This is a genomic window from Haloarcula sp. CBA1122 (assembly GCF_009741785.1).
GTDB lineage: Archaea > Halobacteriota > Halobacteria > Halobacteriales > Haloarculaceae > Haloarcula > Haloarcula hispanica.
On the sequence record NZ_WPCB01000007.1, the window covers coordinates 27,071 to 51,410 of the forward strand.

The 24,340-nt window shown below is 64.2% G+C and carries 17 protein-coding genes and 2 pseudogenes; 10 read left to right on the forward strand and 9 right to left on the reverse strand.

All coding sequences use genetic code 11. The features are described from left to right. The first annotated feature begins 56 nt into the window (after nucleotides 1–56). Nucleotides 57–392, forward strand: a complete 336-nt coding sequence (locus GJ630_RS04385; RefSeq protein WP_007188723.1) for a hypothetical protein — start codon at nucleotides 57–59, stop codon at nucleotides 390–392. Between the two features lie 485 nt (nucleotides 393–877). Here GJ630_RS04385 and GJ630_RS04390 read toward each other — a convergent pair whose 3' ends face one another. Continuing rightward, nucleotides 878–1,642, reverse strand: coding sequence for an IclR family transcriptional regulator (locus GJ630_RS04390; RefSeq protein WP_004958206.1), 765 nt, complete (start codon nucleotides 1,640–1,642; stop codon nucleotides 878–880). Nucleotides 1,643–2,055: 413 nt separating this feature from the next. Here GJ630_RS04390 and aceB point away from each other — a divergent pair, with 413 nt between their 5' ends. Beyond that, nucleotides 2,056–3,363, forward strand: coding sequence for a malate synthase AceB (gene aceB, locus GJ630_RS04395; protein ID WP_191449443.1), 1,308 nt, complete (start codon nucleotides 2,056–2,058; stop codon nucleotides 3,361–3,363). 45 nt (nucleotides 3,364–3,408) lie between these two features. On the opposite strand, the gene GJ630_RS04400 is transcribed toward aceB, so the two are convergent. Then, nucleotides 3,409–3,789: a VOC family protein gene (locus tag GJ630_RS04400; protein ID WP_011223955.1), complete on the reverse strand. Its 381-nt coding sequence runs from the start codon at nucleotides 3,787–3,789 to the stop codon at nucleotides 3,409–3,411. 102 nt (nucleotides 3,790–3,891) lie between these two features. Between GJ630_RS04400 and GJ630_RS04405 the strand changes: the two are divergent. Next, nucleotides 3,892–6,941: pseudogene (locus GJ630_RS04405) on the forward strand (FAD-binding and (Fe-S)-binding domain-containing protein). Nucleotides 6,942–7,266: 325 nt separating this feature from the next. Here GJ630_RS04405 and GJ630_RS04410 read toward each other — a convergent pair. Both GJ630_RS04410 and GJ630_RS04415 read right to left on the reverse strand, forming a co-directional pair. Beyond that, nucleotides 7,267–8,565: a DUF362 domain-containing protein gene (locus GJ630_RS04410; protein ID WP_191449444.1), complete on the reverse strand. Its 1,299-nt coding sequence runs from the start codon at nucleotides 8,563–8,565 to the stop codon at nucleotides 7,267–7,269. Nucleotides 8,566–8,688: 123 nt separating this feature from the next. Continuing rightward, nucleotides 8,689–9,819, reverse strand: a complete 1,131-nt coding sequence (locus tag GJ630_RS04415) for a serine hydrolase (RefSeq protein ID WP_191449445.1) — start codon at nucleotides 9,817–9,819, stop codon at nucleotides 8,689–8,691. Between the two features lie 145 nt (nucleotides 9,820–9,964). Between GJ630_RS04415 and GJ630_RS04420 the strand changes: the two genes are divergently transcribed. Beyond that, on the forward strand, nucleotides 9,965–10,735 hold the full coding sequence (locus GJ630_RS04420; RefSeq protein ID WP_014041168.1) for an IclR family transcriptional regulator: 771 nt from the start codon (nucleotides 9,965–9,967) through the stop codon (nucleotides 10,733–10,735). A gap of 60 nt (nucleotides 10,736–10,795) precedes the next feature. On the opposite strand, the gene GJ630_RS04425 is transcribed toward GJ630_RS04420, so the two are convergent. After that, entirely contained in the window at nucleotides 10,796–11,959 is a 1,164-nt protein-coding gene (locus GJ630_RS04425) for an acyl-CoA dehydrogenase family protein (RefSeq protein WP_050037003.1), read from the reverse strand. A gap of 82 nt (nucleotides 11,960–12,041) precedes the next feature. On the opposite strand from GJ630_RS04425, the gene GJ630_RS04430 reads away from it, so the two are divergent. After that, the gene (locus GJ630_RS04430) at nucleotides 12,042–13,511 is read left to right on the forward strand and encodes an aldehyde dehydrogenase family protein (RefSeq protein WP_191449446.1); all 1,470 of its coding nucleotides are present in this window, start codon (nucleotides 12,042–12,044) and stop codon (nucleotides 13,509–13,511) included. A 56-nt stretch (nucleotides 13,512–13,567) separates the two neighbouring features. Here GJ630_RS04430 and GJ630_RS04435 read toward each other — a convergent pair whose 3' ends face one another. Together GJ630_RS04435 and GJ630_RS04440 are read right to left on the reverse strand one after the other, a co-directional pair. Continuing rightward, entirely contained in the window at nucleotides 13,568–14,629 is a 1,062-nt protein-coding gene (locus GJ630_RS04435; RefSeq protein ID WP_064288805.1) for a zinc-dependent alcohol dehydrogenase family protein, read from the reverse strand. 143 nt (nucleotides 14,630–14,772) lie between these two features. Continuing rightward, the gene (locus GJ630_RS04440) at nucleotides 14,773–16,428 is read right to left on the reverse strand and encodes a long-chain-fatty-acid--CoA ligase (RefSeq protein ID WP_050037006.1); all 1,656 of its coding nucleotides are present in this window, start codon (nucleotides 16,426–16,428) and stop codon (nucleotides 14,773–14,775) included. A 171-nt stretch (nucleotides 16,429–16,599) separates the two neighbouring features. Here GJ630_RS04440 and GJ630_RS04445 point away from each other — a divergent pair, with 171 nt between their 5' ends. The 3 genes from GJ630_RS04445 (at nucleotide 16,600) to GJ630_RS04455 (ending at nucleotide 20,642) form a co-directional block, all read left to right on the forward strand. After that, nucleotides 16,600–17,394: an enoyl-CoA hydratase/isomerase family protein gene (locus GJ630_RS04445; RefSeq protein WP_050037007.1), complete on the forward strand. Its 795-nt coding sequence runs from the start codon at nucleotides 16,600–16,602 to the stop codon at nucleotides 17,392–17,394. Nucleotides 17,395–17,437: 43 nt separating this feature from the next. Further along, entirely contained in the window at nucleotides 17,438–18,508 is a 1,071-nt protein-coding gene (locus GJ630_RS04450; protein WP_050037008.1) for a phosphotransferase family protein, read from the forward strand. Nucleotides 18,509–18,677: 169 nt separating this feature from the next. Continuing rightward, on the forward strand, nucleotides 18,678–20,642 hold the full coding sequence (locus GJ630_RS04455; RefSeq protein ID WP_191449447.1) for a 3-hydroxyacyl-CoA dehydrogenase/enoyl-CoA hydratase family protein: 1,965 nt from the start codon (nucleotides 18,678–18,680) through the stop codon (nucleotides 20,640–20,642). 27 nt (nucleotides 20,643–20,669) lie between these two features. Here GJ630_RS04455 and GJ630_RS04460 read toward each other — a convergent pair whose 3' ends face one another. Further along, the gene (locus tag GJ630_RS04460) at nucleotides 20,670–21,887 is read right to left on the reverse strand and encodes an acyl-CoA dehydrogenase family protein (RefSeq protein ID WP_014041175.1); all 1,218 of its coding nucleotides are present in this window, start codon (nucleotides 21,885–21,887) and stop codon (nucleotides 20,670–20,672) included. 168 nt (nucleotides 21,888–22,055) lie between these two features. On the opposite strand from GJ630_RS04460, the gene GJ630_RS04465 reads away from it, so the two are divergent. Then, nucleotides 22,056–22,757, forward strand: a complete 702-nt coding sequence (locus tag GJ630_RS04465) for an HAD family hydrolase (RefSeq protein ID WP_371726958.1) — start codon at nucleotides 22,056–22,058, stop codon at nucleotides 22,755–22,757. 36 nt (nucleotides 22,758–22,793) lie between these two features. Here the strand turns inward: GJ630_RS04465 and GJ630_RS04470 are convergent. Then, nucleotides 22,794–23,602: pseudogene (locus GJ630_RS04470) on the reverse strand (SDR family NAD(P)-dependent oxidoreductase). A gap of 276 nt (nucleotides 23,603–23,878) precedes the next feature. On the opposite strand from GJ630_RS04470, the gene GJ630_RS04475 reads away from it, so the two are divergent. Beyond that, nucleotides 23,879–24,322 carry a MaoC/PaaZ C-terminal domain-containing protein gene (locus GJ630_RS04475; RefSeq protein ID WP_014041178.1) on the forward strand — a complete coding sequence of 148 codons (444 nt, stop codon included), beginning with the start codon at nucleotides 23,879–23,881 and terminating at the stop codon, nucleotides 24,320–24,322. The last annotated feature ends 18 nt before the right edge of the window (nucleotides 24,323–24,340 follow it).

Genomic DNA, 24,340 nt, shown 5'->3' on the forward strand with positions numbered 1-24,340 from the left:
CGCGAGCGTCCCGCCGCCGGCAGCACCGCTTTCTGACTACGGCGTGTACCACCTTTGTGCCCGACTACCGACGCGATGCCGGGTTTGCGCTGCTCTGTGGACTGGTGCTCGTCGCGTATCTGCGCCGGGCCGGCGCACTCGACACGCTCTGGGCCGAATCCGCCGTCGCTGTCGGGGTAATCGGCGCACTAGGTGTCGAAGCGCTGTTTGTGCTCGACACACCTGTGGCGTCGCTGTGGGAGCGCCGCGGCGTGCGGACGGCTTCGGCTGTCGCGCTTCTGGGTATTGCTGGCGGGTTCGCAGTCCTTCTGGGACCAATCGTCGTCGCTGCGGCGTGCTGGGGGCTCACAACGTACTTCGGTATCCTCGCCGTGAGTCTGTGGTACCCATAATCGTTCGCTCCTCACAAGAACAGTCCAGTCACAACACCAGCCGGTGGTCTTCCAGCAACTCTGTTTAGGACTCTGGGTAGCGACAAATGACACCGATGCGTGTTGATAGATAGATAGATCTGGCAGATATGCATCTCATTTCAGCGCTCAAAATCTTTACTCGAGTTTTATAGCCAATTTACAGTCTGACTCTATTTCTGTATCCATATTACACCTATAAAAGTCTATTTTTAGCTATTTGTTCTTATCTAGTAAATTTCTCTCCACAAAATAGGCTGTAAGACACTATTCAGGGCCACAATAGTCAGAATCTGAGGTTGTATGGAGACATCTGGAGCGGAGTGTCCTTCTCTGATGCAGTCCGACCTGTCCACCACGGGACGGGGACTCGGCTGTCGAATAACAGCTGTACGAGTATTAGATTCGACCGGTATCGGCCAGCTGTCGGCAACGGAACTCGGTTGACCTGACGATAGACAGAGTGGTTACTCGTGGGCCAGATTGACCTCAATGACGTTAGCAGCCTGTTGTACCGTGTCGATGAGTTGTGCCTTGCGGCCCGGCGATTGCAACCGGTTGATGGGCGCAGTGATGCTGATGGCGGCCTCGCGGCGGTCGCCGGTATCGATAGGAACCCCGACACACCCGGTGCCGTCAACCCGCTCCTCGGTGTCGTCGGCGACGCCGCGTTCTCGGATCGTCTCCAGTTCCGCGAACAGCGTCTCGCGGTCTGTGATAGTGTTGTCCGTCTCGGCCGGCAGCCCGCGAGTTTCGATGATTTCTGCGACCCGCTCGTCATCGAAACTCGACAGGAGCGCTTTGCCGATGGCGGTCTTGTGGAGGTGGATGCGCTTCCCGAGGCGCGTATCAAGCGCGACTGCCTGGTCGCCGCTGGTCGTGTGGATGTAGATGCCGTAGCCCTGCTCTTCGATCATCAGGTTCGCCAGTTCGCCGGTCTCGACGGCCATCCGTCTGACCTCGGGCTTTGCGACTTCGTAGATACCGTCATAGCGCTGTGCCATGCCGCCGAACTCCAGCCACCGGAGCCCGATTCGGTACTCGCCGTCCCGTTCGACGACCAGTCCTTCGTCTTCCAGCGTCACCAGGTGTTTGTATATCGTGCTCTTGGCCGGCTCCAGCGAGTCAGCGAGTTCGACCAGCGTCGCACTCCCACCGAGGTCTTTGATACCCGAGAGTACCGCCAGCGAAGTCTGCGTCGCCCGGACCGAGTCCGTTTTTGCCCGTGTCATTAGTCATCAGTTCTGCCGCCGCTCGAATAAAATTGCCGTATCGACTGTGACAACCGCTCTGCGGTAGCTTCCGGGGCGACACATACGGCAAAGTGTGCGTCATCGAGCTTTTCGACCGGCACAGGTATTCGAAAAGACGAAACGGAAAATCGGGTCACTGGCGCGAAACCACCGGTTGAAGTCGCCGGGGGCTCCCTAATGTGGCGACCGAACGGCCACGAGATACCGACAGACCAGTGTACGCCGTTGACCGTTGTGTCGTCCGAGCGGAGAAGAAATGAAAGGTAATATAGCATAGGTATTTCGTATTTCCGAATCTACTGAGAGATGGTGGAGCGACCGCTCTCGTTGATGATTCGGTCGATGGTGGACGGTAGATTTAAGCGGCTCCGTTGGGTTTTCTGAGATGAGTTATGAGTGTGACGCGACACTACGACCGCGAGTTCGTCAGAACGTTCTTTACCTCGCCGACAGCGGTGGACGGTGAGGAGGATTCCGCGAAGATGCTGCGAAGCGCCGGCCAGCTCCGCGGCCTGCAGGCCCCGGATGTCTGGGTCCCGGATAACGAGGACGCGACGGCACCGAATATGCGCGCCGAGGGTGTCGAGAACATCATCGACGTCGTCGCCAACCAGGGCGCTGAGTTCCCCGGCGAGATTCACCCGCGCGTCGTCTGGCACCGCGAGTCCCCGGCGACCCGCTACCAAGGCTTCCAGCAGATGCTGGAGATCACGGACCCTGAGAACGGCGCAGTCGAACACATCGACGGCTTCGTCATCCCGGAAGTCGGCGACATCGACGACTGGAAGAAGGCCGACGAGTTCTTCACCATCATCGAGAACGAACACGGGCTGGAAGAAGGGAGCCTTTCCATGTCGGTCATCGTCGAGAGCGGCGAGGCCGAACTGGCGATGGGCGACCTGCGCGAGGAGATGGGCAAGCCCTCGAACAACCTCGAACGTATGTTCCTGCTCGTCGACGGCGAGGTCGACTACACGAAGGATATGCGCGCGATGACGCCTACCGGCGAACTCCCGCCGTGGCCGGAACTGCGCCACAACACCTCCCGCGGTGCCAGCGCCGCCGGCCTTATCGCCGTCGACGGCCCCTACGACGATATCCGCGACGTCGAGGGGTACCGCGAGCGGATGAAGGACAACCGCGCGAAGGGGATGACTGGCATCTGGTCGCTGACACCGGGGCAAGTCGTGGAGGCGAACACGGCCCCGCTCCCGCCAAAGACCGGGAGCTGGCTCCTCGAAGCCGGCGGTCAGGAGGTCGAACTCGAGGCACAGGACGGCAAGCAGGTGTACGACGGCGACGACCTCTCGCTTGAGGAGGTCAGCGACGGCGGCTATGTTCTGCAGGCGGGCGGTGACCGGCTGGAACTGGACGAGGACGAACTTACCGAGGAACTGCTCGACCGCACCGCGTACATCCCCAGCATGACCGACATCGTCGACTCGATGGAGGAGTTCGAGGCCGCGAAGGAGGCCGGCAAGGGCGCCATCGCGATGACTCAGGCCGCGACGCTGGTCATCGACGGCGTCGAAGTCGAGGTCAGTAAAGACCGGATGTGGGACGAAGCGACCTACCAGGCCGCCCAGACACCCATCACGCTGTTCCAGGACGTGTACGAGCACCGCCCGGACCAGCACGAGGAACTGGCGGAGATGTACGGCACTGACATCGTCGAACGCGCCACGGCTGTCGGCAACTAACGGCCGTCCTCAGTATTTCGTCACTCGAAACGCCGCGGGCGTGGTTCAGTCTTCCAGCGGTTCGATGAGTTCGACGTGGTGGCCGTCGGGGTCCGCGACGAAGGCCGTGTACGCGCCGGCCTCCGGCTGTGGGCCGGGCTCTTTGACGACGCCGTGATGATCGATGCGGTCGACCGTCGCGTCGACATCGTCCACGCCGAGAGCGAGATGGTCCCAGCCGGACCCCATCTCGAAGCTCGTCTCCCCGTCCGTTTCTGCCAGTTGCAGTTCGACGCCGCTGTCGTCGGCCACGTAGTAGTTCGTCGTCTCGCCGTCGGGCGTGGTGAACTGCCAGGACTCCTCGAAGCCGAACTGCTCGTAGAACGCGATCGATGCTGTGGCGTCGGCCACGTTCAGGCACATATGAAGGATGCTTGCATTGCCCATACATCGCTTCCAGTGCCCTGCGTCAAATAGCTGACGGGCTACGTAAAGCGAATTGTGACCGCATGCCACAGACTTTAATGATTATTACTCCTGAATGCTCGTATGGCGATCGAAAATGTCGAGGACACCTGGTCAGCACAGGAACTGGACCTGAATCGACCGGATGTCGACGCGTATCGGGATCTAGCGGAAGCGCTCCGTGCACGCGTCACAGGTGGGGTTGAGTTCGACGAATACGCCCGGATTCTGTACGCAACGGACGGGAGCATCTACCGTGCCGAACCGGCAGGGGTCGTGTATCCGACTGATACCGACGACGTGCAGGCGGCCGTCGAGGTGGCGACGAGCCACGGCGTCCCGATCATGCCCCGCGGGACCGGGTCGTCGCTCGCCGGGCAGACCGTCGGCCCGGGCTGTGTCGTTCTGGACATGTCCCGGCACATGGACGATATCCTCGATATTCGGCCGGACGAGCAGACGGCGCACATCCAGCCCGGTGTGGTGCAGGACGACTTAGACGACACGCTGGCCAACTACGGTCTCAAGTTCGCGCCGGACCCGGCGTCGTCGAACCGCGCCTCGGTCGGCGGCGGCATCGGAAACAACTCTACCGGCGCACACTCCGTCAGGTACGGCATCACCGATGCCTACACCGATGCAGTGAAAGCTGTCCTCTCTGACGGCTCGCTCATCCACGCCCGGGAGGTCGTCATCGACTCGCCGGAGTGGGACGATATCGTGAGCAAGGACGACCGCGAGGCCGACATCTATCAGACGGTCCGCGAAGTCGTCGAGGAGAACGCCAACGAAATCGAGGACCGCTACCCTGACCTCAAGCGCCGGGTGTCTGGCTACAACCTCGACCGCGTTATCTACGAAAACGACGACGGCGAGCGCGTGCTGAACCTCGCGAAGCTGTTTGTCGGGAGCGAGGGGACCCTCGGGGTCATTGTCGAAGCCGAACTTTCGCTGGTGACCGTCCCCGAGGAGACCGCGCTGGCGCTGTACTGCTTTGACACGCTTCCCGATGCGATGCGGGCTGTCCCGGTCGCGCTTGACTACGATGTCAGCGCGGTCGAGTTGATGGACGACGAGATGTTCAGGCTCGCAGCCGGCTCCGACGGCTACGCCGAGTACGTCGACCCGATTCCGGACCGAGCGGCCGCGGCGTTGATGCTCGAATACGACTCGGAATTGCACGATGACTTCGAGGCGGCCATCGCGCGGACCAACGAACGATTCCTCGATAACGGAGCGGCCTTTGACGTGGTGGAAGCCTACACCGACGCGACCAGGCTGACCTCTGGAAGCTCCGCAAAGCCGCGATTCCGCTCCTGATGTCCATGGACGGCGACCCCAAACCGTACCCGTTCATCGAGGACGCGACGGTCCCGCCCGCCGAACTGGCCGAGTACGTCGAGAAGTTCGAGGCTGTGCTAGCTGACCACGACACCTCGGCCGCGTACTTCGCCCACGCCGGCTCCGGAACACTCCACATCCGCCCGATTCTCAACCTGAAGGAGGAATCCGGTATCGAAGACATGCACTCCATCACCGACGACGTGACCGACCTCGTGCTCGAACACAATGGGTCGTTCTCCGGTGAGCACGGCGACGGGATGGCCCGAACGGAGTTCACGCCCAAGATGTACGGCGAGACGCTCTGGGATGCGTTCAAACAGGTCAAGACGGCCTTCGATCCGCAGTGGTGGATGCACCCGGGCAACGTCGTCTACCGTGAGGGGCCGGCGGATATCGGCCCTGATGCCGACCGAGGGGTCGGTGCGGACATGCGTGAGAACCTCCGGTACGGGCCCGACTACCAGTCTCTGGAGCCACAGACGACGCTGGACTTCGAGGACGAAGGCGGCTTCTCGGAGCTCGTCGAACTGTGTAACGGCTGTGGGACCTGCCGCCAGACCGACGGAGACGTGATGTGTCCGACATACCGCGCCTCGGAGGAGGAGGTCCAGACGACACGGGGCCGCGCGAACCTCCTCCGGTCGGCTATTAGTGGCGACCTAGATGAAGACGAGATTCACTCCGACCGCTTCCAGGAGGAAGTGCTCGACCTCTGTGTCGGCTGCAAGGGCTGCAAGAGCGACTGCCCGACCGGCGTCGATATGGCGAAACTCAAGACCGAGCTGAAACACCAGCACCACGAAGCGGAGGGGGCCAGCCTCCGGGAACGCCTGTTTGCTAACATCGACACTGCCTCGAAGCTCGGGTCGGCGCTGGCACCGATTTCGAACTGGGCGACAGACATTCCGGGCGCGCGGGCCGTTATGCAGAAACTGTTCGGCATCGCGCCGGAGCGCGAACTCCCCACCTTCAGCCGAGAGACACTCCAAGACTGGTTCGATGCACGCGGTGGCTCGACTGTCTCGCGGGCCGAAGCCGACCGCAAAGTCCTGCTGTTCCCCGATACGTACACGAACTACTCGTACCCGACGGCCGGCAAGGCCGCCGTCGAAACGCTGGAAGCCGCAGGCGTTCACGTCACCATTCCGGACAACACCGCGCCGTCCGGACGAGCGGCGTACTCCACCGGAATGCTGGACGTGGCCCGCGACCGAGCCGAGACGAACACGGACCGGCTGGCGGACCGCGTCACAGAGGGGTGGGACATCGTCTTCGTCGAGCCCTCCGATGCCGTGATGTTCCAGGACGAGTACCGCGACCTGCTCGACGGCCCCGAAGTCTCGCGGATGGCCGAGAGCGCCTACGGCGTGCTGGAGTATCTCGATACCTTCCGGCTCGACGACGCGCTGCCGGTCGAGGACCGGTCGCTCGGGGCCGCCGGGGCGGTCAGCTATCACGGCCACTGCAACCAGAAGGGGACCAACAAGGATCACCACGCCGTCGGCGTCATGCGTCGCGTCGGCTACGAGGTCGACCCGCTGGACTCGACGTGCTGTGGCATGGCCGGGAGCTTCGGCTACCACGACGAGCACTACGATCTCTCGAAGACTATCGGCCGGCTGCTGTTCGATAAGGTCGAGGAGAGCGACGGCGACCGCGTCGTTGCCCCTGGTGGGTCCTGCCGCTCGCAGTTGGGTGACCGCGACGGCGTCGACGAGCTCCCGCCCCATCCTATCGAAGTTGTCGCCGAGCGACTACCAGACACAGCGACGACCTCACGGTCGGCGTGATAGGAACATGGGCTGTTTGTCTGGACTCATACCCGAATAGGATGTTGTTTTCGGATATTTGGAGGTATATTTGGCAAAACACTTCGATATAACCGTTCGACAACTACAATCGGGATATATCTCCAGATAGTACGATGATAGCGCTCGAATATCACAGTATATAGAGTTTTATCAGCAGCTCTGCCTGTATTCAGGTCCACCGCTTGTTCGGATCGAATCACATGCCCAAAGTAATACTGGTATAATATGTTGTAGTCGGAGAAACGGATGTACAGTTGTTAGAAATTGTTCCAGATGCATGACGGGGACCGTCGTCACCCGACTGTCAGTCCCGGGTAAACGACGCGGTGCCGTCGGTGAACGTGAGCGACTCGCGGCCGGTAACCTCGGCGGCGGTCGGCAGGTCCTCGACGAGCGGCTCGGAGACGTGCAGTTCGGACAGGTCCTGCGTGGTCTGTATCCAGACGATCCGGACGGTGTCGGGGTCGTAGCCACCGAGCGCGGACAGCGCCGTCCGGATGGCGAACTCATCGTCCGGCGCAACGAGGGGGAGCTTCACCTTCGCCGTTGACCCGCTGGTGAGCGCGTTCGCGTACGTCTTCTGCAGGTCCAGCTGGTCGACCGCAGCCTGGCGGGTGATATCGGCCAAGCCGATGCCGTTGCCGTTGCCCTTCGTCGCCTCGGTGAGCCCGCGAGCGTACAGCAGTTTGATCGCCGGCTCGTCGGGGTCCGGCGCGTTGAGGACGCGGTAGCGGCCGATGACGTTCGTGTCCATCCCCGCGCCGGAGACGTCCTTACCGAGTTCGTCGACGACGAGCAGGTCGATGTCGTCGACCGGAAGCGTCGCCATCTCGTCGTAGGCCTGCTCCAGCAACGCTGGCTCGCGGTCGGTGAACGAGCCCGCGGGAATCGCTTCGACGTGGGCCGTCTCCTCGTGGAAGTTCTCGACCAGCGCCACGCCGCCGACCAGCGGCAGTGCCGACTCAACAACCGGGAGTGCAGCTTCCAGCGTCTCCACGTACCCCTCCTTGATGGCTGTCGAGTGGAACGCCTTTGCGCCGTGTTGCTTGCCCAGCCCGACGACGGTCATCTTCATCAGACCACTCTCGATGCGGCCGCTGTAGTTGGTATGGGGCTTCACCCGGTTCACGACGACCACGGCATCCGCTTCCTGTGCCGCCGTCGAGACGTGGACCGGAAACTCGGTGTCACCGACAGTAACGGTGTCGACCTGTGCAGTGTCCATCCGGGCGTCGATGGGGGCATCAAGGCGCGACTCCGTGATACCCAGGCTCTCCAGCACTTCGCGCTGGCCCTCGGGCGTTGCCCCGCCGTGGCTCCCCATCGCCGGGACGACGACCGGCTCGAAGCCCCGATCACGGATATCCGCAACGACAGTCTCGACGATGTCGTCGATACGGTGGATGCCACGGCTGCCGACGGCAACGGCAACAGTCGCACCCGCTTCCAGCCCGTCAAAGTCGAGGCGGTCGAGTTCGGTCCGCGCCGCGGCCGACGGGTCGTCGACGGCGGCCGTCTCCGGCTCGTACCGGACGCGAGCGAAGCCCGGCAGCGGCTGTGGGTCGATAAGGTGGTCCACGTCGCCTCGGTCGGGGAAGTTCATATCGGAGGATCAGTGCCGAGCCATACAAAGACCGGGGTCGCCCAGCTCTATGGTGACCGGGGATACGGACATCGACCCGAACGATCAGGAATGCCTACGACGGCAACCCCCAGACCGGCGCAGTCAGTCCTGTAACAGCAGTCGGACGGCGTCGGAAAGCTGGCCGACGCGGGCGGCGTGTTCGAAGGACTCGTCGCGGATACCGTTCGTGACGAGCGCGAACCCGACGTTCAGTTCGGGGTCGGCCCAGCCGAACGAACTCCCGAGGCCGGCGTGGCCGAACATGCGCTCTTTGCTGGCGGCCCCGAACATATCGGCGGCCAGCCCGCCGGTCCAGACGCCAAGGCCGTAGCGGGCCGGGCGCGATAGCGTGCCGTCGGACTCGGTTTCGGCGTGAGTCGTGGTCGCCTCGTCGACAGTCGCTTCGGTCAGCAGTTGCGTCCCGTCCAGCGACCCGCCGTTGGCGAGACAGGCGTAGAACCGGGCCATGTCCCGGGCGGTACCGATGCCGTTGGCCGCGGGCATCACCGTCCGGCGCATCGCTTCCTGATTGTATGCCCCGGCGTACGCGGCAGGGTCTTCGAGCCCCTCGTCGATATCGTGACACCGTTCGAACGCCTCGTAGCCAGCCAGGGTCGCCACGTCGTCGGGCTCGTCGTCCCGCAGACCGATACCGGTCTGGTCCATTCCCAGCGGCCCGAACACGTTCTCCGCGACGTATGCTTCGACCGGCTGGCCGCTACAGCGGCGGATGAGTTCGCCGACCAGCCAGCCGTAGTTGATGGCGTGATACGCCGGCGTCGTTCCGGGCTCGAACACGGGGTCGATGTCTTCCATCGCCGCGACGACGGCGTCCCAGTCGCCCCAGCTTTCGTACTGTTCGTCGAACGCACCGAAGGGGAGGCCGGCGGTGTGGCTGAGTACCTGCCGCACTGTGATGGCTGCTTTCTGCGTGCCGTCGTCGGCGAATTCCGGCCAGTGCTCGACCACTCGGTCGTCGTAGTCGAGTTCGCCCTGCTCGACGAGCTGGTGCAGGCCGACACCGACGAACGGCTTCGTACAGGAGAACAGCACGTGGCGCGTCTCGGGCGTCGTTTCGTCACCGTCGGGACCCGTGGAACCGCCGGCGAAGTCGACGACGAGGTCCCCGTCGACGTACACCGCCAGCTGTGCGCCGTGGTGCAGTCCGACCTCGAGTTGTCGGTCGAACTGAGCCCGGAGCTGTTCGATGGCGTCTGCGCTGAGTTGTGTCATGGTTTGTCTTGAATTCGGCCGCGTAATAGAAGTTAGGTCCGGCTACCAAACCAACCAGCGGATGGCCACTGCCTGCATTCGAACCGCCAGACCATCATGGTCGATTATGCGAAACGTTGATGTCACTAAGCGGTCACAACTCCGTATGCTCGAAAACAAGAACGGAACGTCCGAGGTATCGACGACCCGGACGTCGTTCGAGATTCTGGCGCTGATTCGGGACGCGGGAGGCGCGACAATTGCGGAGATTCGGGCGGAGACGGACCTGGCCAAGAGCACGGTGTATCGGCACCTCAAGACGCTGCACGACATGGACTATCTCGTCGAGGAGGACGGGGAATACCGGCTCTCGCTGCGGTTTCTGCAGCTCAGCGAACCGCCGCGGATACGGCGACCGGGCTATATCGTCGCCAAACAGAAAGTCATCGAACTGGCGATAGAGACCGACGAGCGGGCACTGTTTCTGGTCGAAGAGGGGTTCGAGGGCGTCTATCTCCATCGGGCCGGCGGCCGGAATCCCCTGCAGAGCGACACGATGATCGGCAAACGTCGGCCGCTGCACGCGCTCGCCTCGGGAAAAGCCATCCTCGCGGAGTGGCCCGACGAACGCATCGAGGAGTTCGTCGAAACCACTGCCCTCGAAGAGTTGACGGCGAACACGATTACCGACCGGGACGCGCTGTTCGAAGAACTCGAACAGGTCCGCGAGCGGGGTTATGCGACCAACATGTCAGAACATATGGACGGCCTGCGGGCGGCTGGCGTGCCGGTGTACAACCACGAGGACGACCTCATCGGCGCGTTGAGCGTCTTCGGGCCGAATGGCCGGGTGAGCCAGGACGACATCGAATCGACGTACCCCGATCTGCTGGAACGGAAAGCCAGCGAGCTGAAGATTGACCTCACGTACGATTGAGAAGTACTGTTTCGTGTCAGCGGGGCTGTTCCGTATACCGGAAGAGATTCGACGGCCGCCCTACTCGAACGCCGGAATGCCGGTCAGATCGTGTCCGAGGATGAGCGAGTGGATGTCGTGCGTCCCCTCGTAGGTGTAGACGGTTTCGAGGTTCGTCAGGTGCCGCATCGGGGAGTAATCAGCCGTGATGCCGTTGCCGCCGAGCATCTCGCGGGCCACCCGTGACTGCTCGCGGGCCATCCGTGCGTTGTTGCGCTTGGCCATCGACACCTGTTCCGGGCGGAGGTCGCCGCGTTCCTTCAGGTCAGCGAGCCGGTGAGCGAGCAACTGGCCCAGCGATATCTGGGTCGCCATCTCCGCGAGCTTCTCCTGCTGGAGCTGATAGCCGGCGATCGGTTTGCCGAACTGCTCGCGGTCGGTGGCGTACTCGTGGGCGGTCTCGAAACAGTCCATCGCGGCCCCCACCGTCCCCCAGGCGATGCCGTAGCGGGCCTGTGTGAGACAGGACAGCGGCCCCTTCATGCCCTCGACGCCCGGCAAAACGTTCTCCTCGGGGACGCGGGCGTTCTGCAGGCCGATCTCGCCCGTAATTGACGCGCGCAGCGAGAGCTTCTCGTCGATCTTGTTCGTCGTCACGCCGTCGCGGTCAGTCTCGACGAGGAAGCCCCGCACGGGGTCGCCGTCGGCGGACGTGACTTTTGCCCAGACCACTGCGAGGTCGCTGATGGGCGCGTTCGTAATCCATGTCTTCGAGCCGTTCAGGACGTAGCCGTCGGCGTCGCGCTCGGCCGTCGTCTCCATCGCCGACGGGTTCGACCCGTGTTCGGGCTCGGTCAGACCGAAACAGCCCACCCGCTCGCCGCTGCCGAGCGCCGGCAACCACTCCTCCTTCTGGGCATCGCTGCCGTAGGCGTGAATCGGGTACATGACGAGCGCACCCTGAACGCTGGCCATCGAGCGCAGGCCGCTGTCGCCGGCCTCCAGTTCCTGTAACAAGAGGCCGTAGGCTGTCTCGCTGAGTCCAGGCAACCCGTACCCGTCGAGGTTCGGTGCGTAGAACCCGAGTTCACCCATCTCGGTGATGAGGTCCGTCGGGAACGTCCCGTCGATCCAGTGCTGGCCGACGTCCGGTTTGACTTCGTTCTCGACGAAGTCCCGGGCCGTGTCACGGACCATCCGCTCTTCCTCGCCGAGGTCGCCTTCGAGACCGAGGTAATCGATCATATAGGATCTGTGGCCGGGGTTCAATTAAGCGTTTGCCTGCTGCCAAAGTGCTAAAAGTCCGTAGCGCTGTCGACAGCATGGAATGTCACAACCAGATAGCCAGACGGCGTGGAGCCAACTGTACATCGACGGCGAGTGGCGCGACGCCGGAGCGTCTGATACGATTCCGGTGACTAACCCCGCGACGGGCGAGGAAATCGCGGCGGTGCCCGCCGGGACAGAGGGGGACGTCAACGACGCCTATCAGGCCGCCGAAGCGGCCCAGTCCGACTGGGCGGCGCTGTCGCGCGAGGAACGCAACGAGTACGTTCAGGCGATGATCGGGGTAATGCAGGAACGACTCGACGAGATCGTCGAACTGCTCGCGACGGAGTCGGGCAGTGTTCAGGCCAAAGCGACTGCCGAGGCCAACTTCGCCATGGCGGACTTCCAGAGCGCACTGGAAATGGTCCCGCCGGAGGAAGAGGTCCGCGATTCGATGTATCACGAAGATAAGGACCATCACATCGTCCACGAGCCCGCTGGCGTCGTCGGGATTATTTCGCCGTGGAACTTCCCGCTACACCTCACGACGCGGGCGCTCGGTCCCGCGCTCGCACTGGGGAACACCGTCGTCATCAAGCCCGCGACGGACACGCCGATTACCGGCGGGCTCCTGCTGGCCGACATTGCCGAGGAAGCCGGTCTCCCGGACGGCGTCGTCAACGTCGTCACGGGCCACGGCTCCGACATCGGCGACCGGATGGCCGGCCACCCGACCGCCCGCGTGATGTCGTTCACCGGGTCGACGGCAGTCGGCAGGTCTGTGGCCAGTCAGGCCGGGGACGCGCTCGCGCTCCCGGCGCTTGAACTCGGTGGGAACGGACCGTTCGTCGTCACCGAGGACGCCGATATCGAGGCAGCCGCCAAGGCCGGCTCTGTCGGCGCGTTCGGCCATCAGGGACAGGTGTGTATCTCGATTAACCGCCACCTCGTCCACGAGGATGTCTACGATGAGTACGTCGAGAAGCTCGTCGAACACGCGGAGTCACTGACTATCGGGAACCCGCTGGACGAGGACGTGGAGTTCGGCCCGATCATCAACGAGAGTCAGGTCGACCAGCTTACCTCGTTCATCGAACAGACTGTCGATGCCGGCGCGACGCTGGAAACGGGCGGCGAGGTCGAGGACCTGTTCCTCGAACCGACCGTCCTCTCGGGGTGTACCAACGATATGTCCGCGGCCTGTAACGAGCACTTCGGCCCCGTCGCTCCGGTCATCCCGTTCGAGTCCGACGAGGAAGCTGTCGAACTCGCCAACGACACCGAGTACGGCCTCGCCGCGGGCGTCTACAGCGGTGATGTCGAACACGGTCGTTCCATCGCCGACCAGATCGACGCCGGGATGGTCCACGTCAACGACCACCCGATTCAGGACGAACCCAACGCCCCGTTCGGCGGGATGAAAAACTCCGGCCTCGGCCGGTACAACGGCGAGTGGATCATGGACGAACTGACCGAGACCAAGTGGATCTCCGTCCAGCACGAAGAGCGCGACTACCAGCTGCTCTGAGCTGTCGGTAGCTCTGTCAGCGGCGTCGCAGAAATCAACGCTGGCCCCGAACCGGCTTAGAACTCGTCGATGACGGGGATACCGACCGTCTCGTACTCGCCCATCGACGAGAGGGTGGCCGGCACGTCTTCGAGCGCGAGCGTCTCCCCGACAATCTTCGACGGGTCGAGCGTCCCGGCGTCGATGAGCCGGAACAGCTCGTCGTAGCGAACCGGCGGCATCCCGTAGGAGCCGTGGAAGTCGATTTCCTGCAGGGTCATCGTATCCACTGGGAGAGAGATTTCGCCGGCCTCCTCGTCAGTCGTGAGGCCGACCTGAACGTGGGTGCCCTGCTTGTCCAGTGACTCGACAGCGTTGCGACACGTCTCGGCGATGCCCAGCGCGTCGATTGCCACGTCGGCCCCGCCGTCCGTGACTGCATGGACCTCGCCGGGGACGTTGTCCGCCTCGGCGGCGTTGATTGTCGCCGCCGCGCCGAGGTCCCGCGCTCGGTCGAGTTTGCCCTCCTGTACGTCGACCGCAATCGGTTCGGCCCCCAGCGCGTCGGCGATGTGGACCGCCGAAAGCCCGACGCCGCCACAGCCGTGAATCGCGACGGCGTCGCCCGGCCTGAGGTCCGCCCGGTCGGTCAGCGCGTGGTACGCCGTCATGAACCGGCAGCCGAGCCCGGCCATCTCGGTGAAGTCGACGGCATCCGGCAGCGTGACGCAGTTGAAATCGGCTTCGCGGACGGGGAACGCCTCGGCGAACGCCCCCGGTGCGGCGTCGAGGAATCCGAGCGGCATCGATGTCTCGCAGATATTAGCGTGCCCGCGCTGGCAGTACTGGCACGACCCGTCGCCGAGGTGGAACGGGACCGTAACGCGGTCCCCCTCGGAGAACTGTTCGACGTCTGCACCCACGTCGGCGACGACGCCGGCCGGCTCGTGGCCCAGAATCTGCCCGGGCCCGGTCTGGATGCCGAACCACTCCCAGTCCCCCTGCCAGGCGTGCCAGTCACTCCGGCAGACCCCGCAGGCTTCTGTCTCGATGACGACCTGATCCGGCTGGGGCTCCGGATAGGGCACGTCCTGAATCGTGAGCGGTTCGCCGTGCTCCTCAATGACAGCTGCTCGCATACCGCAAGGTGTGCAGGGCTAGCATAAATACTTATCCGCCATTGGACATGAGGTGGCTGATTCGGCAGCGATAGCTGCTCGCGACCGAGGCCGCCGCCGATACTATTTTGACAGCCGGAATGCCCCGCCGCGCTTCAGTCGGGTTACGTCGCCGGAGCGTTCTCGGCGACGGTTTCGATGACCGACTCGTCGACGTACTCGTCACGGAGCGTCTGCTTGGAGAACTTCCCGGTCGCGCCCTTGGGAATCCCATCGACCAGACGGATGGCGTCGGGGACCCACCACGACGGGTACGACTCGGCGACGAGGTCTTTGATCTCCTGGCGCAGCGCGGCTTCGTCGGACACAGCGTCGCGTGTGACGACGAACGCGGCGGGGCGCTCGTCCCACCGCTCGTGGGGGACCGGGACAACTGCGGCTTCGACGACCTCGTCGTGACCCATGACGGCGTTTTCGACCTCGACGCTGGCGATCCACTCGCCGCCGCTCTTGACGAGGTCGTCCATCCGGTCGACTACGTCGACGTACCCCTCCGGACTCACCCGGACAATGTCACCGGTCTTGAACCAGCCGTCGTCGGTGACAGCCTGTTCGGTCGCGTCGGGGGCGTTGTAGTACTCCTGTGTAACCCACGGGCCGCGCATCCAGAGTTCGCCCAGCGACTCGCCGTCCCAGGGCACTTCCTCGCCGTCGGTGTTGACGACTTTGAACTCCAGGCCGGCAATCGGAAGCCCCGCGGAGTGGCTCCGCAGGTCGAACAGCTCCTCCTCCGGAAGGTCCGCCAGCCCGGGCTTTGGCTCGTAGGCGTGGGTGACCGGCGACGTTTCGGTCATACCGTAGCCGGAGATGAGGTCCACGTCGAACTCCTGCTTGTAATCCTCCATCAGTGACCGCGGCGTCGCGGACCCGCCGCTGGTAAAGTACCGAACCGACGAGAAGTCCACGTCGCTCTCGCGGGCGTACTCCAGCAGGTCCATGAAGACGGTCGGGACCGCTGCCGAGACGGTCACGTCCTCTTCCTCGATGAGCCTCGCCAGGTCCTCGGCCGACGGGTTTGGCCCGGGGAGGACCGTCTTGGCTCCGGCGGCGATAGTCGTGAACGGGCGACACCAGCCGCTGACGTGGAACATCGGAACGTACGTCAGTTCCACGTCGTCGGTCTTGATGCCGACCTCGCTGGTCATCAGCGACATGACCTGTGTCCAGTACATCTTCTGGGTGTACTCGACGCCTTTGGGCTTGCCTGTTGTCCCGGACGTGTAGCACATCCCCGCGGGCTGGTCCTCGGGCAGTTGCGGGAAGGAGTAGTCCGGGTCGCCGTCGGCGATGAACGATTCGTAGTCGACGACTGGCCCCAGCGACGTCTCCGGTACCTGCTCTCCCATCACGATGTACTGCTCGACGGAGGCGAACGCCTCCTCGTCGTACGCCGCTTCGAGCTTCTCCAGCATGACGGGGTCGACGATGAGGATCTCGTCCTCGGCGTCGGCCACGATGTGCTGGATGTGCTCGTCGGGGAGGAGGAGGTTAATCATGTGTACCTGCGCACCCATGCAGGCGACGCCGTAGTAGGCCTCCTGATGCCAGTGGTTGTTCCAGGCGAAGGTCCCGACTCTGTCGCCGCGTTCGATGCCCGCCTGTTCGAGCGCTGAGGCCAGTTTCCGCACGCGCTCGGCGTACTCCGCTATTGTGTATCGGTGAATCCCCTGGTGTGTCCGCGAGACGATCTCGCTGTCGGGGAACACGTTTTCGCCACGCCACAGGAATGACCGGAGGTTGAGTGGTGCACCACCTGGCATACTCCGTGTCAACACACACCGATATGTTAAAACTAGCCCTGCTCGCTGTGGTAACCCTCGACGTGCCACCCACAGTTCGTGGCCAGCGCTGTCTGAAACTGTGAACCAGCGGTAAATTTATACCGGAACCATGTGAAGCGACCCCATGCAGCGACAACGGAGTGATATCCAGTGAGCGAGTCCGTACTGCTCTCCATCACCGACGGCATCGCCACGCTGACGCTGAACGAACCGGAAACGCGGAACGCACTCACACAGCCCGTGTACGACGCCTTGGAGCGCCACCTCGATACCATCGAGACTGCGTCCGATGTTCGGTGTGTCGTCATCGAGGGCACCGGCGAGTCGTTCTCGGCCGGCGGCGACATCGAGGGAATGAGCGAGCGGCTCACGAACGACGACCCGACCGACGACGCCGTCAGCGAACTGGCTCGTCGGACCCGCGACACCATCGCCAGGGTCGTCGCACTGCCGGTCCCGACCGTCGCAAAGGTCGACGGGTCGGCCGTCGGGGCCGGCGCGAACCTCGCTATCGCCTGTGACATCCAACTGGCGAGCGAGTCGGCCAGCATCGGCTTCGTGTTCCGGCAGGTCGGCCTCAGCGTCGATGCCGGCACATCGTATCTGCTTCCCCGCATTGTCGGGACGAACGTCGCAAAGGAACTCGTATTCACTGGCGAGATACTGGATGCCGAGCGAGCCGCAGAACTGGGCCTGTTCAACCACGTCTACGACGCCGAGTCGTTCGAGTCCGAAGTCGCGGCGACTGTCAGCCGCATCGCCGATGGGCCGACCGTCGCCCTCCGGCACTCGAAGCGACTGCTTCAGGACGGGCTGGAGAAGTCCTTCGACCGCGCCCAGCGCGATGAGGCGACGGCTCAGGGCATCGTCTTCGAGACCGCCGACCACGAGGAGGGTGTCGAGGCGTTCCTGACCGACCGCCGGCCGGAGTTCGTCGGACGATGACACGACCCGCAGTTTTTCATGAGATGGACGCGAAACGACGACCATGACTGAACGCAGCACCGACTACTACCAGCGGCTGGTCGACGAAAGTGCGCTCGAAGAGTTCCTTGCGAGGGAGATAGGCCCGGCCGAGACGTTCGACGTTGCGCGCCACGAACAGGGCCACTCCAACGAGACGCTGTTTGTCACCTGGGGCGACCGGGAACTGGTTGTCAGGCGACCCCCGCCGGGCCAGACCGCCGAGACGGCCCACGACGTATTACGGGAGTATCGCGTCATCGACGCGCTACAGGACACAGCCGTGCCGGTCCCACCGACGGTGACGGCCTGTGACGACCAGACGGTCATCGGCAGCGATTTCTACGTCATGGCCCGCGTCGAGGGGACCGTCATCCGAGACGAAGAACCGGAGCGCTTCACGAACGACGATGCCCGAGAGGCCGTCGGCACCGAACTGGTGGACACCCTCGCGGCCATCCACGAAGTAGACCCCGAATCCGTCGGCCTGTCCGACCTCGGCCGTGCAAGAGGGTATGCGAAGCGCCAGGTCACGCGCTGGGGGAAACAACTGGCGTGGGCGTTCGAGCGGACGGCCGAATCCCGAACCATCCCTGAACTGGAGCGGGTTGGCTCGTGGTTACAGGACGAGTGCCCCGACGACCATCCGGAGACACTGGTTCACGGCGATTACAAACTCGACAACGTGATGTTCGGCCCCGGTGCTGACCCCGAACTCGCCGCTGTCTTCGACTGGGAGATGGCGACACTGGGCGACCCACGGGCCGACCTCGGCTGGCTGCTCTCGTACTGGCGCGACGCCAAGGACCCGAAGCCGGAGATTCCCGACCTCGCGATGGAGTTCATCGAAGCGCCGGGGTATCTGACCCGGCAAGACCTGGTCGACCGCTGGGAAGCCCAGACGGGCCTTACTTTCGAACACGAGCGGTTCTACCGCACGCTCGCCGTGTACAAGCTCGCCGCCCTCGGCGAGATGTTCTACCGCCGCTATCTGGAAGGCAACGCCGACGACCCGTTCTATCCCCTGATGGAGAACCGCGTCCCGGCGCTGGCCGACCGCGCGATTCGGATTATCGAGGGCGACGAACCGCTCTGAAAACGAAGATAGACGATTGAGATTATCTGCCGGGCAAGTAGACGGTTTTCCTGAAGTGGATTGAAACAGCCAGAAAGCCCCGACTGGCTGATGACACCGTGACCAACACCACCAGCCACGATTGCTGCTAGGGGGATGATTGATATGTGTTGCAGTAGACACTACGCGTATGCGAGCAGAGCAGACAGAGATAGCGACAGTTGCAGTGCTCGGTGCGGGAACAATGGGTCACGGTATCGCCGAGGTCACGGCTATCGCCGGCTACGACGTCGTGTTGCGTGACATCGATGCAGACATCGTCGAAGACGGCTACGACGAAATCGAGTGGTCGCTCGAAAAGCTCGCCGAGAAGGGGCGACTCGACGAGGACCCCGACGACGTGGCGGCGCGGGTCGCGACGACGACCGATCTGGAGGCGGCGGTCAGCGACGCGGACCTGGTCATTGAGGCCGGGCCGGAACAGCTCTCGGTGAAGCAGGACATCTTCGAGTCCGTCGACGCCGCCGCGCCGGAGGACGCCCTGCTGGCGACCAACAGCTCCTCGCTCTCAATTACGAAAATCGCCGCGGCGACGGAGCGGCCGGAATCGGTGCTGGGTCTGCACTTCTTCAATCCGCCGGTGAAGATGGACCTCGTCGAGGTCATCTACGGCGAGGCGACGACCGACGAGACGGCTGAGGCCGGCTACGAATTCGTCGAGTCCATCGGCAAGACGCCGATTTACGTCCGCAAGGACGTGCGCGGGTTCGTCGTCAACTCCGTCCTCGGGCCGTTCATGAGCGAGCCGGCCTGGATGGTCTCGGCGGGCGAGGCGACCATCCGCCAGGCCGACGCCGCGATGGTCCACGAGCGGGGCTACCCGATGGGGCCGTTCGAACTCGGCGACCTGACCGGCATCGACATCGGTTACCACGTCCGGAAGGAGGCCGGGACGCCGATTCCGCCACTCATGGAAGAGAAGGTCGAGAACGAGACCCTCGGCCGCAAGACCGGCGAAGGGTACTACGAATACGACGACGGCGACGGGCCGGACTACGGTCCAGAGGACGCCGACGGCTTTGACCATCTCCGCGTCGAGTCGGTGATGGCAAACGAGGCCGCGAAGCTCGTCGGCGACGACGTGGCGACGCCGGAAGCCATCGACACGGGGATGCAACTCGGCGCGGGCTTCCCCGAAGGGACCTGCCGACGGGCCGACGACATCGGTCTCGACACCGTCCTCGACAAGCTCCGGACGCTCCACGACGAACACGGCGACGACCGCTACGAGCCGGCCGACTACCTCGTCGAACTCGTCGAGGCCGGCCATACCGGCACGGAAGCGGGCCGGGGCTTCCACGAGAACGACACCGGCGACGGCCCGGGTGACTACCACACCATCAACTGGGAACTCGACGACGATGGCCTGCTGGAAGTGGAACTCGACCGGCCATCGCGGATGAACGCCATCAGCGAAACGCTCGCCGACGAGGTCGTCGACCTGCTCTCGTCGGTCGATGATGACGAAGTCCGAGCCGTCGTGTTCGAAGGGGCCGGCGACCGCGCCTTCTCCGCCGGGGCCGACATCTCCGGCTTCGCGGACCGTGACCCCGCACAGACTTCGGAACCGACGGAAGTGTTCACGACCGTCGCCGAGTACCCGCGGCCGACGTTGGCGCGCATCGACGGCTACTGTCTCGGGGCGGGCCTGGAGCTTGCCCTCGCCTGTGACCTCCGGCTGGCGACGACCGACTCGGAGTTCGGCTTCCCCGAAATCACGCTCGGCCTGCTGCCCGGGGGCGGCGGGACCCAGCGCGCGATTCGGATGTTGACCGACGCCCGAGCGAAGGAACTAGTCTTCCGCGGCGAGCACGTCTCCGCCGAGCGGGCGGCCGACTGGGGGCTCATCAACCGGGCCGTCGACGCCGACGAGTTCGACAGCGTGGTTGGGGAGTTCGTCGAGGACCTCGTCTCCGGGCCGCCGATTGCCCTCCGCAAAGCCAAGCGCGTGATGAACGAGGGGGCCGACGAGAGCCTCGACGCCGGCCTCGAAATGGAGAGCCAGGCCTTCGCGCTCCTGCTGACGACCGACGACGTAGCGGAAGGAACGGCGGCCTTTGCGGCCGACCGCGAACCGGAGTTCGAGGGGCAATAGCGACCCGTTCCGCTGGCGGCCCGCGTTCTACTCCCGGTAGCGACGGACTGGCTCCAGTTCCTCGCTGTCCACGTCCTCGAACGCCTCGCGGGCGATGGTACGCAGGTGAACCTCGTCGGCCCCGTCGACGATGCGGAACGTCCTGACCAGTTCGTAGAAGTCCGCCAGCGGGAGGTCCCGGCCGATGCCGTTGCCGCCACAGAACTGGACCGCGGTGTCGATGGCGTCCTGTGTCGCCCGGGCGGCGAACACTTTGCTCATCGACACCTCGACGCGGGCCTCCTGCCCGGCGGAGATGGCGTCCGCGGCGGCCCGGACCAGCGCCCGCGCGGCCTGAATCTGTGTCTCCTGTTCGGCGATTTCAAAGCGGACGTGCTGTTTGTCGGCCACGGAGTCGCCGAAGGCCTGCCGTTCGGTGGTGTAGGCCTTGGCGATGGACAGCGCCCGCTCGGCCATCCCCGAGAAGCGCATACAGTGGGTGAGTCGCGCCGGGCCGAGGCGTTGCTGGACGTGCTGGAAGCCGTTGCCTTCCTCGCCCAGCAGGTGCTCCTCGGGGACGCGAACGCCGTTGAACTCGATTTCGGCGTGGCCCTTCGGGTCGCCCTGGCTGCCCATGTGCGGGACGTTCCGAACGATGTCCACGCCGTCGGCGTCGGCCGGGACGATGAACACTGAACACCCTTCATACGGGTGCACGTCCTCGTCCGTCCGGGCAAAGACGAGCAGGATGTCGGCGTCGACGCCACCGGTCGTCCACCACTTGTGGCCGTCGATGACCCACTCGTCGCCATCCTTCTGCGCCGTGGTGCGTATCATCTTCGGGTCAGAGCCCGCGCCCTGCATCGGCTCCGTCATCGCGAAGCCGGACTGTATCTCGCCCTCGACGAGCGGGTCGAGGTACTCCGATTTCTGGAGGTCCGTCCCTTGCATCTCCAGCAGGTGCATGTTCCCCTCGTCGGGCGCGTCCACCCGCATCGCAATCGGGCCGAGGAGGCTTCGACCCGCTTCCTCGAACGTCGGCAACACGTCCCGGAAGTCATAGCCCATACCACCGTGTTCCTCGGGGATTTGGGGGGCGTACACGTCGTACTCTCGCGCGGCCGCGCGGAGGTCCCGAACCGTCGCGTCCGAGATCGCGGTCCCGCCTGCGAGTTCGCGCTCCCGCGGAATGACGACCTCGTCCATCAACGCTCTGGCGCGCTCGGCGAGTTCAGTCGCGGCCTCGGAATCGGTGAACGATATCATGGCACACTTTCGTTCTCGTACGTCGACAGCATAAGTGTTGGAGCACAGCGAACGCGTGGTCGGCCGTTTATTTGCCGGAATCGTGTTCCGGTACGTCATCACGGCGTCCCCACCACGACACCGAGCGTCGGCGGTAGTTTCATACCCGGGCCAGTCCAAGCCGCTGCCGTGAGCGAGAGTCCAGACGTCGAGGCCGTCTTCTGGGACATCGGGGGCGTCATCCTTCGGATGGAGTCCGTCCGGGCGGCCCACCGCGAGTTTGTCGAGCGCCTGTGTGCGGAGTACCCGGCGACTGCTGCTGCCGACGCGTCCCTCGAACAGTGGCGGTCGGTCCTCGGAACGTACTTCGGCGAGCGCGACGGGACGGCGTTCCGGCCGGCCCGCGAGGGCTACCGGCTGGCAGTCGACGAGATTCTGACAGTCAGCCCCGAGGAAACCGAGTGGGAATCGCTGTTCCGGAGAATCCGCGACGAACGGGCCGAACCCAACCCCGATGCCGTCGCGGCCATCGAGACGCTGGCGGACGCGCCGCTGCATCAGGGCGTCATCAGCGACGTGGACGACGCCGAGGGCGAACAACTGTTGCGGACCTTCGGGGTCTGGGACGCGATGGATTCGTACACCGCCTCGGAGGCCGTCGGTCGGACCAAGCCCGACCCGGCGATGTTCGAAACGGCACTGACAAAGGCCGGGGTCGAACCGGCACAGGCCGTGATGATCGGTGACCGCTACGAGCACGACATGGACGGCGGGACGGAGGCCGGACTGTGGACGGCCGCCTACGGGGCTGAGGACGGACCCGCCGTGGATATCGCGCTCGACGACCTCCGGGAATTACCGGACTGGCTCGGAATCTCGGACGGGGAGTGACACCGCGGTCCCAGCCGTCGGTACTGGTCCCGGCGCTCAGATGTCGGGCGTCTCTTCGAGCCGCGGGACGCCGGCGGCGGTGATGGTCTGGCCGACGATGTACGACGACGCCGGGCTGGCGAGGAACCGCGCGATGTCGGCGATTTCCTCGGAGAGGCCGATGCGGCGCTCGACGGCCTCGCGGTCGATGTTGTCGGCGCTGACGCCCATCTGTGACTCGACGCCCGGCGTGGCGACGAAGCCCGGTGCGATGCAGTTGATCCGGATATCGCGGTCAGCCCACTCCGCCGACAGCGTCGACGTGAGGTTGCTGACGCCGGCCTTGGCGGCCCCGTAGTGCTCATGTACGGCGCGCCCTGTTCGCCGGCGACGCTGGAGAGATTGATGACCGCCCCGCCGTCGCCGTCGGCCAGCGCGTCGCCGGCCGCCTGCGTGCAGTGGTAGGTCCCGTGGAGGTTGATGTCGACGATGGTCTTCCAGCCGTTCTCGCTGATGTCGTCGAACCCGGCCATGAAGCTCGCGCCGGCGTTGTTCACGAGCACGTCCAGCCCGCCGAACTCGTCGACGGTCGCCTCCACCAGCGCCTCGACGGCCTCGCGGTCTGTCACGTCGCATTCGATAGCGACCGCCTCGCCGGGCCGGTCGCTGTCGTTGATCTCGTCGGCGACGGGGCCGACGTTGTCCTGCTCGCGCGAGCAGACAACCACGTCGGCCCCGTCGGCAGCGAACTCCTCCGCGATTGCTCGGCCGATGCCGCTCGATGCGCCCGTGATAATCGCCCGCTGACCCTTCAGGCTAAACCGCTCCGTGTGTGGCTTTGACATCGCTTCTGACATCTCGGGCATCCCCAATAAAGCTACGTCCTGAGCCCCCTCTGCGGGATTCCGTTGAATATAGTTGAACAGCCAGAACAGGCTGAGGTGCTTCGTATCTTTGCGGTGGTGGTGAGAACGACCGGAGAACCCCGGTACCATTAACACCGGCGCGGGACACGGTGACGACGTGTATGTCCAGCAACAGTAGCAGACCGCAGTCCCGGAACCGGCAGATGCGGACGCGGCAGTGGCGACCAGACCAGAAACCGAAGCGTCGTTCCGCAGTCGCTTGCGAGGGACGGTACGATGGCCGGTGAGTTCGAAACCGTCGAGGTTGGCGAGGGATTCACCACGTCGGGGCGAACCATCACCGAGGCCGACGTGGTCAACTTCGCCGGTGTCAGCGGGGACTTCAATCACCTCCACACGAACGCAGAGCGGATGGCCGACTCGGGGTACGGTGAGCGTATCGCCCACGGCGCACTGGTGTTTTCAGTCGTCACCGGACTGCTGTGGCAGGCCCGCGACGAGGCCGAAAAGCGGCACATGGTCGCGTTCTACGGGCTCGACCGCCTCCGGTTCGTCAAGCCGGTGTTTCTGGGGGATACGGTTCACGTCGAGGCCGAGATCGTCGACAAGGAGCGGCGAGACCACCCGGTTGCGACGGGCGTCGTCCGGACCGAAGTCACCGCGCTGAATCAGGCCGACGAAGCCGTCTTCTCGGCCGAGTTCCTGACGCTCCGGCGGTAGACTGTGCGGTCTCCCAGC

Coding starts and splice junctions, on each gene's coding strand:
- GJ630_RS04390 (WP_004958206.1), bottom strand. CDS start 1,642: ATGACACGGGCAAAAACGGACTCGGTCCGGGCGACGCAGACTTCGCTG.
- GJ630_RS04440 (WP_050037006.1), bottom strand. CDS start 16,428: ATGCCAGGTGGTGCACCACTCAACCTCCGGTCATTCCTGTGGCGTGGC.
- GJ630_RS04425 (WP_050037003.1), bottom strand. CDS start 11,959: ATGATCGATTACCTCGGTCTCGAAGGCGACCTCGGCGAGGAAGAGCGG.
- GJ630_RS04435 (WP_064288805.1), bottom strand. CDS start 14,629: ATGCGAGCAGCTGTCATTGAGGAGCACGGCGAACCGCTCACGATTCAG.
- GJ630_RS04475 (WP_014041178.1), top strand. CDS start 23,879: ATGGCCGGTGAGTTCGAAACCGTCGAGGTTGGCGAGGGATTCACCACG.
- GJ630_RS04415 (WP_191449445.1), bottom strand. CDS start 9,819: ATGACACAACTCAGCGCAGACGCCATCGAACAGCTCCGGGCTCAGTTC.
- GJ630_RS04400 (WP_011223955.1), bottom strand. CDS start 3,789: ATGGGCAATGCAAGCATCCTTCATATGTGCCTGAACGTGGCCGACGCC.
- GJ630_RS04410 (WP_191449444.1), bottom strand. CDS start 8,565: ATGAACTTCCCCGACCGAGGCGACGTGGACCACCTTATCGACCCACAG.
- GJ630_RS04460 (WP_014041175.1), bottom strand. CDS start 21,887: ATGATATCGTTCACCGATTCCGAGGCCGCGACTGAACTCGCCGAGCGC.
- GJ630_RS04455 (WP_191449447.1), top strand. CDS start 18,678: ATGCGAGCAGAGCAGACAGAGATAGCGACAGTTGCAGTGCTCGGTGCG.
- GJ630_RS04450 (WP_050037008.1), top strand. CDS start 17,438: ATGACTGAACGCAGCACCGACTACTACCAGCGGCTGGTCGACGAAAGT.
- aceB (WP_191449443.1), top strand. CDS start 2,056: ATGAGTGTGACGCGACACTACGACCGCGAGTTCGTCAGAACGTTCTTT.
- GJ630_RS04420 (WP_014041168.1), top strand. CDS start 9,965: ATGCTCGAAAACAAGAACGGAACGTCCGAGGTATCGACGACCCGGACG.
- GJ630_RS04430 (WP_191449446.1), top strand. CDS start 12,042: ATGTCACAACCAGATAGCCAGACGGCGTGGAGCCAACTGTACATCGAC.